Source organism: Roseomonas sp. USHLN139 (assembly GCF_037145735.1).
Taxonomy (GTDB): domain Bacteria; phylum Pseudomonadota; class Alphaproteobacteria; order Acetobacterales; family Acetobacteraceae; genus Pseudoroseomonas.
This window is the reverse complement of record NZ_JBBCWY010000021.1, coordinates 20,122-32,921: the sequence shown is the minus strand read 5'-3', so window position 1 is coordinate 32,921 and position 12,800 is coordinate 20,122. Positions and strand designations below refer to the sequence as shown.

9 protein-coding genes are annotated in these 12,800 nt (G+C 67.1%); all 9 read right to left on the bottom strand.

Going from position 1 to position 12,800, the window contains the following annotated elements:
• A partial coding sequence (locus tag WFI16_RS26405) for a GTP-binding protein (protein ID WP_419900837.1) occupies nucleotides 1-216 on the bottom strand: 216 nt, incomplete at its 3' end.
• A gap of 25 nt (nucleotides 217-241) precedes the next feature.
• Nucleotides 242-718, bottom strand: coding sequence for a 30S ribosomal protein S7 (gene rpsG / locus WFI16_RS26400; protein WP_007004400.1), 477 nt, complete (start codon nucleotides 716-718; stop codon nucleotides 242-244).
• Between the two features lie 13 nt (nucleotides 719-731).
• On the bottom strand, nucleotides 732-1,103 hold the full coding sequence (gene rpsL, locus WFI16_RS26395; RefSeq protein ID WP_076955627.1) for a 30S ribosomal protein S12: 372 nt from the start codon (nucleotides 1,101-1,103) through the stop codon (nucleotides 732-734).
• Between the two features lie 429 nt (nucleotides 1,104-1,532).
• On the bottom strand, nucleotides 1,533-5,798 hold the full coding sequence (rpoC, locus tag WFI16_RS26390; protein ID WP_419900836.1) for a DNA-directed RNA polymerase subunit beta': 4,266 nt from the start codon (nucleotides 5,796-5,798) through the stop codon (nucleotides 1,533-1,535).
• A gap of 91 nt (nucleotides 5,799-5,889) precedes the next feature.
• Entirely contained in the window at nucleotides 5,890-10,068 is a 4,179-nt protein-coding gene (gene rpoB, locus WFI16_RS26385) for a DNA-directed RNA polymerase subunit beta (protein WP_419900835.1), read from the bottom strand.
• A gap of 201 nt (nucleotides 10,069-10,269) precedes the next feature.
• The gene (gene rplL / locus WFI16_RS26380; protein WP_419900834.1) at nucleotides 10,270-10,647 is read right to left on the bottom strand and encodes a 50S ribosomal protein L7/L12; all 378 of its coding nucleotides are present in this window, start codon (nucleotides 10,645-10,647) and stop codon (nucleotides 10,270-10,272) included.
• A 96-nt stretch (nucleotides 10,648-10,743) separates the two neighbouring features.
• Complete coding sequence (rplJ, locus tag WFI16_RS26375) at nucleotides 10,744-11,262, bottom strand: 50S ribosomal protein L10 (RefSeq protein ID WP_419900833.1); 519 nt, start codon at nucleotides 11,260-11,262, stop codon at nucleotides 10,744-10,746.
• A gap of 321 nt (nucleotides 11,263-11,583) precedes the next feature.
• The gene (gene rplA, locus WFI16_RS26370) at nucleotides 11,584-12,279 is read right to left on the bottom strand and encodes a 50S ribosomal protein L1 (RefSeq protein WP_419900832.1); all 696 of its coding nucleotides are present in this window, start codon (nucleotides 12,277-12,279) and stop codon (nucleotides 11,584-11,586) included.
• 3 nt (nucleotides 12,280-12,282) lie between these two features.
• Entirely contained in the window at nucleotides 12,283-12,717 is a 435-nt protein-coding gene (gene rplK, locus WFI16_RS26365; protein WP_076955621.1) for a 50S ribosomal protein L11, read from the bottom strand.
• Nucleotides 12,718-12,800: the final 83 nt, after the last annotated feature.

Sequence of the window (12,800 nt, the reverse complement as noted above, 5' to 3'; positions counted from 1 at the left end):
CGTCTCGTACTCGACATGGGCGGTCGAGATCGTGATGCCGCGCGCGCGCTCCTCGGGAGCCTTGTCGATCTGGTCATAGGCGGTGAAGGACGCGCCGCCCGACTTCGCCAGGACCTTGGTGATCGCCGCCGTCAGCGACGTCTTGCCGTGGTCGACATGCCCGATCGTACCAATGTTGCAGTGCGGCTTGTTCCGCTCAAACTTAGCTTTCGCCATCGTCTTCGTCCCCGATCGGGTGTCGTTACCAGCGGTAGTGGCTGAAGGCCTTGTTGGCTTCGGCCATCCGGTGCGTGTCTTCGCGCTTCTTCACGGCCGAGCCGCGGTTGTTCGCCGCGTCCATCAGCTCGGAGGACAGGCGCTCTTCCATCGTGTGCTCGCCGCGCTTGCGGGCGGACTCGATGAGCCAGCGGATGGCCAGGGCCTGGCGGCGCTCCGGGCGAACCTCGACGGGCACCTGGTAGGTGGCACCGCCGACGCGGCGCGAGCGCACCTCGACAGCCGGCTTCACATTGTCCATCGCCTCATGGAACAGGCGCAGGGGGTCGCTGTTCGGACCGCCGCGGCGCTTCAGGGTGTCCATGGCGGCGTAGACGATACGCTCGGCCGTGCTCTTCTTGCCGTCATACATCAGCACGTTCATGAAACGGCTGAGGACGAGATCGCCGAACTTCGGGTCCGGCAGAACTTCGCGCTTCTCGGCGCTGTGGCGACGCGACATCGCTCTCTATCCCTTACTTCGGCCGCTTCGCGCCGTACAGCGAGCGCCGCTTGCGCCGCTTGGCGATGCCCTGCGTGTCGAGCACGCCGCGCAGGATGTGGTAGCGCACGCCGGGAAGATCCTTGACGCGGCCGCCGCGGATCAGAACCACCGAGTGTTCCTGCAGGTTGTGACCCTCACCCGGGATGTAGCTCACGACCTCTTGGCCGTTCACCAGGCGAACCTTGGCCACCTTACGCAGCGCCGAGTTCGGCTTCTTCGGAGTGGTGGTGTAGACGCGCGTGCAGACGCCGCGCTTCTGCGGGCAGCCCTGCAAGGCCGGAACCTTGTTGCGGCTCGGCTTGGGCTCACGCCCGTTGGCGATGAGCTGGTTGATCGTCGGCATGACGCCCCTTCGTGCCCTTTACTTCCAACGCCCAGGCCCTTCGCCAAACAGGAGCACCCGACCGAACGGCGCGTCGCGCCGTCCCATCGGGCTTTGCCCTGCCCCGGTCTCAGCAGCCCTAGAGGCTGCGGCACCGGTTGCTCAGAACCTGTCGTCCAGAACTCCGCAGGCCCTGTCCCTATGGCGAACAAGACCCCGTCGAGGGCGCGGAAACTACGTGTTGACCCCCCATGAGTCAAGCACGCCGCACCCCCTGACCATCGAATCCGCCCCCGCAACGGGTGCGTCTCCCATGCAAAAGGCCGGGGTCTCCCCCGGCCGCCTCCTGCCCCCCGAGTCGGGAGGCGCCGCAGCAACCTGCCTTATAGACCAGGTCACGCCGGGCGCGAGGTTTTTGGCGGGGCCAGCAGGCCGGCCCCGCCGATTCCGTTACTCGGCCGCCTGGGCGCCGGGCTTCGGCAGCGCGCCCTGGCCGGGCAGACGCTGGCCGTCGCGCTGGGCAGCGAGCGCCCGCAGCCGGTTCATCACCGAGCCCGTGCCCGCCGGGATCAGCCGGCCGACGATCACGTTCTCCTTCAGGCCCGCCAGGTAGTCGACCTTGCCGGCCACCGCCGCCTCGGTCAGCACCCGGGTCGTCTCCTGGAAGGAGGCGGCCGAGATGAAGGAGGTCGTCTGCAGCGAGGCCTTGGTGATGCCCTGCAGCACCGGCTCGGCGCGCGCGACGCGCTCCTTACGGGCGAGCAGCTTCTCGTTCTCCATCTCGAACTCGATGCGCTCGACCGTCTCGCCAACCAGGAAGGTGGTGTCGCCCGGATCGAGGATTTCCACCTTCTGCAGCATCTGGCGGACGATCACCTCGATATGCTTATCGTTGATCTTCACGCCCTGCAGTCGATAGACGTCCTGGATCTCGTTCACCAGGTAGTTGGCCAGCGCCTCGACACCGAGCACCCGCAGGATGTCGTGCGGGACGCGCGGACCGTCGACCAGCGGGTCGCCGGCCTTGACGTAGTCGCCTTCCTGCACCGAGACGTGCTTGCCCTTCGGCACCAGGTATTCGCGCGGCACCGGCGGCTCGTCGCCAACCTGCTCCGGCACCACCAGGATGCGGCGCTTGGCCTTGTAGTCCTTGCCGAACTCCACGCGCCCGTCGATCTCGGAGATGATCGCGTGGTCCTTCGGCCGGCGCGCCTCGAAGAGCTCGGCGACGCGCGGCAGACCGCCGGTGATGTCGCGGGTCTTCGAGGATTCGCGCGGCAGGCGGGCCACCACGTCACCGGCCTGGACCGAGGCGCCATTGTCGACCGACAGGATCGAGTCGGGCGACAGGAAGTAGCGGGCCTCGGCACCATTCGCCAGGCGGACGATATTGCCCTTCTCATCCTTCAGGATGATGCGCGGACGCAGATCGGCGCCCTTGGCCGCCTGCTTGTAGTCGACCACCACCTTGGAGGAGAGGCCGGTCACATCGTCCTGCCGCTCGACCAGGGTCACGCCCTCGATCAGGTCGGCATATTCGATGGTGCCGCCCTTCTCGGTGATGATCGGCAGGGTGAACGGGTCCCACTCGGCCAGCTTCTGGGCGCGGGTGACGGCCTGGCCGTCGGCGCCCACCAGCAGCCGGGCGCCATAGGGCACGCGGTAGCGGGCACGCTCGCGGCCGTTGCTGTCCGACAGCACGATCTCGCAGTTACGCGCCATGACGATCGCCGCACCCTGGCTGTTCGCCACGACGTTGCGGTTGACCACCACCACGGTGCCGTCGCCGGTGGCTTCCACCGCCGACTGCTCGGCGCCGCGCTGGGCGGCACCGCCGATGTGGAAGGTGCGCATCGTCAGCTGCGTGCCCGGCTCGCCGATCGACTGCGCGGCGATGACACCGACCGCCTCGCCGATGTTCACCGTCGTGCCGCGGGCCAGGTCGCGGCCGTAGCAATGGCCGCAGACGCCGGAGCGCGCGTCGCAGGTCAGCACCGAGCGGATATAGACTTCCTCGACGCCGGCCTTCTCGACCCGCTCCGCATCCGGCTCCTCGACCAGCGTGTTGCGCGCCATGATCAGCTCACCGGTGACCGGATCATGGATGTCGCGCTGCACGGTGCGGCCCAGGATCCGCTCGGAGAGCGAGGACACCACCTCACCGCCATCCATCACGGCGCGCACGGTGATGCCGCGCTCGGTGCCGCAATCGACCTCGACGATGATGCAGTCCTGCGCCACGTCGACCAGGCGGCGCGTCAGGTAGCCCGAGTTCGCGGTCTTCAGCGCGGTGTCGGCCAGGCCCTTGCGGGCGCCGTGGGTCGAGTTGAAGTACTCGAGGACCGACAGGCCTTCCTTGAAGTTCGCGATGATCGGCTGCTCGATGATCTCGCCCGAGGGCTTGGCCATCAGGCCGCGCATGCCGGCCAGCTGGCGCATCTGTGCCGGCGAGCCACGCGCACCGGAATGCGACATCATCCAGACGCTGTTGGTGACGCGGCCGACCTCCTGGCGGGAGATCTCCTTCATCATCGCGGTCGCGACCTCGTCCGTGCAGCGCGACCAGGCGTCGACGACCTTGTTGTAGCGCTCGCCGGCGGTGATCAGGCCGTCGAGATACTGCTGCTCGAACTCCTTCACCTCGCCCTTGGTGCGCGCGATGAGCCCTTCCTTCTCGGCCGGGATCATCATGTCGTCCTTGCCGAAGGAAATGCCGGCCTTGGCCGCCTGGCGGAAGCCCAGCGCCATCAGCCGGTCGGCGAAGATCACCGACTCCTTCTGGCCGCAATGGCGGTAGACCGCGTCCATGACGTCCGAGATGGACTTCTTGGTCAGCTGGCGGTTGACCAGACCATAGGGCGTGCGCGGGTCGCGCGGCAGCAGCGCGCCCATCATCATGCGGCCGGCGGTGGTCAGCACCGTCTCCATCCGCTTGCCGTTCTCGGCCGTCGGCGCCGGGACGCGGGCCATCACCGCCGTGTGCAGCGTGATGCTGCCGGCGGCCAGCGCCTGCTCGACCTCGCCGAGATCGCCGAAGACATGCGGGCGATGCTCGAGCGCCTTCAGCTCGGCGGCCGACAGCTTGTCGACGGCCTTGCCATTGGCGCTGCTGATCGCCGCCCGGATCTCCTCCAGCTCCTTCTGGGCGGCGCGGAACTCCGGCGTCTCCAGGGAGAGGTAGTAGAGGCCGAGGACGATGTCCTGGCTGGGGACGATGATCGGCTTGCCGTTGGCGGGGCTGAGGATGTTGTTGGTCGACATCATCAGCACGCGGGCTTCCAGCTGCGCCTCAAGGCTCAGCGGGACGTGCACGGCCATCTGGTCGCCGTCGAAGTCGGCGTTGAAGGCGGTGCAGACCAGCGGGTGCAGCTGGATCGCCTTGCCCTCGACGAGGACCGGCTCGAAGGCCTGGATGCCCAGGCGGTGCAGCGTCGGCGCCCGGTTCAGCATCACCGGGTGCTCGCGGATGACCTCTTCCAGGATGTCCCACACCTCGGGACGCTCCTTCTCCACCATCCGCTTGGCGGCCTTGATGGTGGTGGCGTGGCCGTACTTCTCGAGCTTCGAGTAGATGAAGGGCTTGAACAGTTCCAGCGCCATCTTCTTCGGCAGGCCGCACTGGTGCAGCTTCATCTCCGGCCCGACGACGATGACGGAACGGCCCGAATAGTCGACGCGCTTGCCGAGCAGGTTCTGGCGGAACCGGCCCTGCTTGCCCTTCAGCATGTCGGAGAGCGACTTCAGTGGGCGCTTGTTGGCGCCGGTGATCGCCCGGCCGCGGCGGCCGTTGTCAAACAGCGCGTCGACCGATTCCTGCAGCATGCGCTTCTCGTTGCGCACGATGATGTCGGGGGCGCGCAGCTCGATCAGCCGCTTCAGGCGGTTGTTGCGGTTGATGACGCGGCGATACAGGTCGTTCAGGTCCGAGGTCGCGAAGCGGCCACCATCCAGCGGCACCAGCGGGCGCAGCTCGGGCGGGATCACCGGCACGACGTCGAGGATCATCCATTCCGGACGGGCGCCGCCCTCCCGGAAGGACTCGATCATCTTCAGGCGCTTGACCAGCTTCTTGCGCTTCGCCTCGGAGGTGGTCTCCTTGAGGTCGGCGCGCAGCCGCTCGGATTCTTTCTCGAGGTCGATGCTGCCCAGCATCTGCTTCACCGCCTCGGCACCGATGCCGACGGAGAAGGCGTCCTCGCCGAACTCATCCTGCTTGGAGACGAACTGCTCCTCGGTCAGCAGCTGGTGCAGCTTGAGGTCGGTCAGACCCGGCTCGAGCACCACATAGGACTCGAAGTACAGGATCTTCTCGAGCTCCTTCAGCGACATGTCGACCATCAGGCCGACGCGCGAAGGCAGCGACTTCATGAACCAGATATGCGCGACGGGGCTGGCCAGCTCGATATGGCCCATGCGCTCGCGCCGGACCTTGGCCAGCGTCACCTCGACGCCGCACTTCTCGCAGATGATGCCGCGGAACTTCATCCGCTTGTACTTGCCGCACAGGCACTCGTAGTCCTTGATCGGACCGAAGATGCGCGCGCAGAACAGCCCGTCCCGCTCCGGCTTGAAGGTCCGGTAGTTGATCGTCTCGGGCTTCTTGATCTCGCCATAGGACCAGGACCGGATCTGTTCCGGGCTGGCGATGGTGATCTTGATCTGATCGAAGGTGACGGCCTGGCCGGTCTGGCCCAGGATCTTCATCAGCTCGTTCATGCGGCCATCCTCTCAAAGGTGCGGCCGCCGCGCCGGGGAGTCCCCGACGCGGCTGAGCAAAGTTGAATCATCAAGCACGGTGCGGGCAGCATCAGCTGGGCCGGTTCTCCAGATCGACGTTCAGACCAAGGGACTTCAGTTCCTTGATCAGCACGTTGAAGGATTCCGGGATGCCGGCCTCGAAGCTGTCCTGGTCGCGCACGATGGCCTCGTAGACCTTGGTGCGGCCCGAGACGTCGTCCGACTTCACCGTCAGCATTTCCTGCAGGGTGTAGGCGGCGCCGTAGGCCTCGAGCGCCCAGACCTCCATCTCGCCGAAGCGCTGGCCACCGAACTGCGCCTTGCCGCCCAGCGGCTGCTGGGTGACGAGCGAGTAGGGGCCGATCGAACGGGCGTGGATCTTGTCGTCGACCAGGTGGTGCAGCTTCAGCATGTAGATGTAGCCGACCGTAACCTTGCGCTCGAAGGGCTCGCCGGAGCGGCCGTCGATCAGCGTGGTCTGGCCCGAGGTGTTCAGCCCGGCCTTGGTCAGCATCGTCTCGATGTCCGAGATGCGCGCCCCGTCGAAGACCGGCGTCGCGATCGGCACGCCCTTCTTCAGGTTCTCGCCCAGCTCGATCAGCTGGTCCTCGGTCATGTCCTCGATGTCGCGATCGAAGATCTCCTGGCCATAGACCTCGCGCAGCTTGTCCAGCAGCGCCTCGCGGGCGGCGCCGGCGCGGCGGTAGTCCTCGACCAGCTCGCCGATCGACTTGCCGATATTGGCGCAGGCCCAGCCCAGATGGGTCTCCAGGATCTGACCGATGTTCATGCGCGAGGGCACGCCCAGCGGGTTCAGCACCAGATCCACCGAGGTGCCGTCCGGCAGGAAGGGCATGTCCTCGACGGGCACGACGCGGGAGACGACACCCTTGTTGCCGTGGCGGCCGGCCATCTTGTCGCCCGGCTGCAGCTTGCGCTTCACCGCGATGAAGACCTTGACCATCTTCATCACGCCAGGCGGCAGCTCATCGCCGCGCTGCAGCTTCTCGACCTTCGACTCGAAGCGCTTCTGCAGCTTCTCGACGGCGGCGTCGAACTCGCGCTTCAGCGCCTCGATCTCGACCATGATGGCGTCGTCCTGGACGCCGATCTGGCGCCAGGTGGCCTTGGCGAACTGCTCCAGCACCTCGTCGGTGATCGGGGTGCCGGCCTTGACGCCCTTGAAGCCGCCCGAGGCCTTCTGGTTCAGCAGGCGCTCGCGCAGACGGGAGTGGAACGACCGCTCCTGGATCGCCTTCTCGTCGTCACGGTCCTTGGCCAGGCGCTCGATCTCGGCGCGGTCGATCGCCATCGCGCGCTCGTCCTTGTCGACGCCGCGGCGGTTGAAGACGCGGACATCGACGACCGTGCCGGTGGTGCCGGGCGGCAGGCGCAGCGAGGTGTCGCGGACGTCGGACGCCTTCTCGCCGAAGATGGCGCGAAGGAGCTTCTCTTCCGGCGTCATCGGGCTCTCGCCCTTCGGCGTCACCTTGCCGACCAGGATGTCGCCCGGGTTCACCTCGGCGCCGACATAGACGATGCCGGCCTCGTCGAGGTTGCGGAGCGCTTCCTCGCCGACATTCGGAATGTCGCGGGTGATCTCTTCCTGGCCCAGCTTGGTGTCGCGGGCCATCACCTCGAATTCCTCGATATGGATCGAGGTGAAGACGTCATCCTTGGCGATGCGCTCGCTGATGAGGATGGAATCTTCGAAGTTGTAGCCATTCCAGGGCATGAAGGCGACGAGCACGTTGCGGCCCAGCGCCAGCTCGCCCAGCTCGGTCGAGGGGCCGTCGGCGATGATGTCGCCCAGCGCGACCTGGTCGCCCACCTTCACCAGCGGGCGCTGGTTGATGCAGGTCGACTGGTTGGAGCGCTGGAACTTGCGCAGCCGGTAGATGTCGACGCCGCGGGTGGTGCCATCCTCGTTGGTGGCGCGCACCACGATGCGGGCGCCGTCGATGCTGTCGACCACGCCCTCGCGGCGGGCGACGATAGTCGCGCCGGAGTCACGGGCGACCGCGGCCTCCATGCCGGTGCCGACCAGCGGCGCGTCGGAACGCACCAGCGGCACGGCCTGCCGCATCATGTTGGAGCCCATCAGCGCGCGGTTGGCGTCGTCGTTCTCGAGGAACGGGATCAGCGCCGCGGCGACCGAGACCAGCTGCTTCGGCGAGACATCGATCGCCGTCACTTCCTCGGGCTTGACCAGGCGGAAGTCGCCGCCCTGGCGGACCGAGACCAGGTCGGAGAGGAACTCGCCGCTCTCGGCGTTCACCTCGGCATCGGCCTGGGCGACGACCAGCTTCTCCTCCTCCATGGCGGAGAGGTAGCGCGGCGCGCCGGTGATCTTGCCGTCCTTTACCAGGCGGTACGGCGTCTCGATGAAGCCGTACTTGTTCACCTTGGCGAAGGTGGCCAGGGAGTTGATCAGGCCGATGTTCGGGCCTTCCGGCGTCTCGATCGGGCAGATGCGGCCGTAATGCGTCGGGTGCACGTCGCGCACCTCGAAGCCGGCGCGCTCGCGGGTCAGACCGCCCGGGCCAAGCGCCGAGAGGCGGCGCTTATGCGTCACTTCCGACAGCGGGTTGGTCTGGTCCATGAACTGCGACAGCTGCGAGGAGCCGAAGAACTCGCGCACCGCGGCGGCGGCCGGCTTCGCGTTGATCAGGTCATGCGGCATGACGGTGTCGATATCGACCGACCCCATGCGCTCCTTGATCGCGCGCTCCATGCGCAGCAGGCCGACGCGGTACTGGTTCTCCATCAGCTCGCCGACCGAACGCACCCGGCGGTTGCCGAGGTTGTCGATGTCGTCGATCTGGCCCTTGCCGTCCTTCAGCTCGAGCAGGGTGCGCAGCGTCGCCAGGATGTCCTGCTTGCGCAGCGTGCGGACGGTGTCCGGCACGTCGTCCAGGCTGAAGCCCAGGCGCATGTTCATCTTGACGCGGCCGACCGTGGAGAGGTCGTAGCGCTCGCCGTCGAAGAACAGGCCGCGGAACAGCGCCTCGGCGGTCTCCGGCGTCGGCGGCTCGCCCGGGCGCATCACCCGGTAGATGTCCATCAGCGCTTCGTCGCGGCTGGTGTTCTTGTCCACCGTCAGCGTGTTGCGCAGCCAGGGGCCGACCGTCTGGTCGATCGCCAGCGTCGGCAGCGCGTCGATGCCGGCCTGCTCGATGGCGGCCAGCTTCGGCTCGGTCAGCTCGTCGCCGGCCTCGGCCCAGATCTCGCCGGTGTTCAGGTCGACCAGATCCTCGGCGACATAGCGGCCGAGCAGGTCAGCGCGGCCGACCAGCACCTCCTTGGTGCCGTTCTCGGCGATCTTGCGCGCCAGGCGCGGCGTCAGCTTGGTGTCGCGCTCGGCGACCACCTCGCCGGTGCCGGCATCGACCAGGTTCTCGATCAGCTTCAGGCCGCGGAAGGCGTCGGGCTCGAAGGGACGGCTCCAGCCCTTCTGGCCGCGGCTGAAGATCACCTGCTTGTAGAAGGTGTTGAGGATTTCCTCGCCATCCATGCCGCGCACCTCGCCCGGCTCCAGCGCCGTGCCGCGCTCGGCGCGCAGCGCCTCGGTACGGGCGGATTCCAGGGCGAGCAGCAGCGTCGTCGCCGGCAGCTTGCGCTTGCGGTCGACGCGGACGTAGCAGATGTCCTTGGCGTCGAACTCGAAGTCGAGCCAGGAGCCGCGATAGGGGATGACGCGCGCGGCGAAGAGATACTTGCCGCTGCTGTGCGTCTTGCCCTTGTCATGGTCGAAGAAGACGCCCGGCGAGCGGTGCATCTGGCTGACGATGACGCGCTCGGTGCCGTTGATGATGAAGGTGCCGTTGTCCGTCATGAGCGGCATGTCGCCCATGTAGACATCCTGCTCCTTGATGTCGCGGACGGAGCGGGAGCCAGTGTCCTCGTCGACGTCCCAGACGATCAGGCGCAGCCGCACCTTCAGCGGGGCGGCAAAGGTCAGCCCGCGCTGGATGCACTCTTCCACGTCATACTTGGGCTCTTCGAGCTCGTACTGGACGAACTCCAGGCGGCCACGCCCGGCAAAATCGTCGATCGGGAAGACCGACTTGAACACTTCCTGAAGCCCGGTGTTCGTCCGCGCGTCTGGGTCCACCCCCATCTGCAGGAAGGCCTCGTAGGAGGCGCGCTGCACATCGATGAGGTTCGGCATCGGCGCCACCTCGGGCAGCCGCCCGAAAGACTTCCGGATGCGCTTCCGCCCGGTGAACGACTTCGTGATTGCGTTCATGCCCGTCCTGCTTCCCTTCGCTCCGGCCCAACCGCCCCGGCCGGCGGGTACCCGCTCATCGCGCGCTGCGCCGGCATCCCATCCGGGATCGCCCTTCGCAACGCAGTCGCGGGCAGGCCCCCGGGTGGGTTCCTGCCCGTTTCGCGTTCAGTCTGCCCCGGCCGGCCGGCCCCGCAAAGGACCGGCACGGCCGGGAAGGTCTTACTTGACCTCGACCTTCGCGCCGTTCTCCTCGAGGACCTTCTTGATCTTCTCGGCCTCGTCCTTGGAAACGCCTTCCTTCACGGTCTTCGGCGCGCCCTCGACCAGATCCTTGGCCTCCTTCAGGCCCAGGCCGGTGATGGTGCGGATTTCCTTGATGACGTTGATCTTCTTGTCACCCGCGTTGGCGAGGATGACGGTGAACTCCGTCTGCTCCTCGGCGGCCGGGGCGGCAGCGCCCGCGGCCGGAGCGGCGGCAACGGCCACCGGAGCGGCGGCGGAGACGCCCCACTTCTCTTCCAGCAGCTTGGACAGCTCAGCGGCTTCCAGAACGGTCAGGCTGGAGAGCTCGTCAACCAGCTTCACGAGATCGGCCATGGTTCTCTATCCTTCGATGTAATCGCTTGGCGTGATGAATGCAATCCCCGGTTGGCAAAGCACGGCCACCGGGGGTCTTCCGCGAAAGGTAGCCTGTTAGGCCGCCTCGTCCTTCTTGGCATAAGCCGCCAGAACCCGCGCAACCTGACCGCCCGGTGCCTGAAGCACGCCGGCGATCCGGGTGGCCGGGGTCTGAATCAGACCCACCAGCTGCCCGCGCAGGATATCGAGCGACGGCAGCGCGGCCAGGGCCTTGACGCCATCGGCGTTCAGCACCTGGGTTCCGAGCGCCGCGCCCAGGATCACGAACTTGTCGTTCCCCTTGGCGAAATCCATGGCAGTCTTCGCCACCGCGACCGGATCCGTCGACCACGCGAGCGCGGTCGGACCCTTCAGCAGCGGCGAGATGCCCTGGAAGCGCGTGCCGTCGAGGGCGAGGGCGGCCAGCCGGTTCTTCGCGACCTTATACGTCGCGCCCGCCGCCCGCATCTGGCGCCGCAGAGCCGACACATCCGCCACCGTCATGCCCTTGTTCTGGGCAACCAGCACGAAGTTCGTCTCAGCGAACACCGTTGCGAGGGAGGCAACGAACGCACGCTTCTCCGTACGATCCAACTCCCGTCTCCAAACGGTGGTCGTGACCTTTTGGAAGGGTCCCGACCGGTTCACACGGGGACATCCCCGGACCCACAGCCCGGCGACGCCCCAACTAAGACTGTCTGAGTCTGCGGAAGACCAAGCCCATCACGCCGCGCCGCCGAAGCGGGCACGACCTGGATCTCTCGGCATTCCCATCTCACGCCTGCGGGGCGGCTGCCCCCTTAAGGCCAGAATAGGCCACATGCGCTCTCGGACAGGTTCCGGGGGCCCGCCGGATGGCCGGCCCCCTGCCCGCGCCCCGGCGGAGCCGGGGCGCGTATCTCGTCACGCCAGGCCTCAGGCCTGCAGCGTGCTGACGTCCACCTTAAGGCCGGGGCCCATCGAGGAGGACACGGCCACCTTCTTCACGTAGGTGCCCTTGGCGCCGGTCGGCTTGGCGCGGTTGATCGCCTCGACGAAGGCGCGCGCATTCTCGACCAGCTGCTCGGTGCCGAAGGACACCTTGCCGATGCCGGCATGCACGATGCCGGCCTTCTCGGCGCGGAACTCGACCTGGCCGGCCTTGGCCGCGGCAACCGCGCCCTTGACGTCCATGGTCACGGAACCGAGCTTCGGGTTCGGCATCAGGCCGCGCGGGCCCAGGATCTTACCCAGGCGGCCGACCAGGCCCATCATGTCCGGGGTCGCGATGCAGCGATCGAACTCGATCTTGCCTTCCTGCACCAGCGCGGCCAGGTCGTCCGCACCGACCACGTCGGCGCCGGCGGCGGTCGCTTCCTCGGCCTTGGCGCCGCGGGCGAAGACGCCGACGCGGACGGTCTTGCCGGTGCCGTGCGGCAGCGAGACCACGCTGCGGACCATCTGGTCGGCATGGCGCGGGTCGATGCCCAGGTTCATCGAGATCTCGACGGTCTCGTCGAACTTCGCCTTGGAGACCGACTTCACGGTCGCGATGGCGTCAGCCAGCGCATACTGCTTGTCGGTGTCGAGACCGGCGTAGACGGCCTTCAGACGCTTGCCCTGCTTGGCCATGGATCAGCCCTCCACCACGGACATGCCCATCGAGCGGGCGGAACCGGCGAGCATGCGCACCGCGGCCTCCACGTCGTTGGCGTTCATGTCCTTCATCTTGGTCGCCGCGATCTCGCGCAGCTGCGACTTGGTCAGACGACCGATCACGCCACCCTTGCCCGGAGTCTGGCTGCCTTTCTCGAGCTTGGCCGCCTTCAGCAGGAAGTAGGTGTTCGGGGGCGTCTTGGTGATGAAGGAGAAGGTGCGGTCCGAATACGCGGTGATGACGACCGGCGTCGGGGTGCCGGGCTCCATCTGCTGCGTCGCCGCGTTGAATTCCTTCACGAACTGCATGATGTTCAGGCCGCGCTGACCCAGCGCGGGGCCGACCGGCGGCGAGGGATTCGCCTTGCCCGCCGGGATCTGCAGCTTGATGTAGCCGACGATCTTCTTCGCCATAACCGTTCCTCTGCGCTTTCAGAGGCGCGCGGTGCTGTCGGCCCTGGCCGGGCCTCCCGCGTCCCTGAAGAGAACGCCGCTAA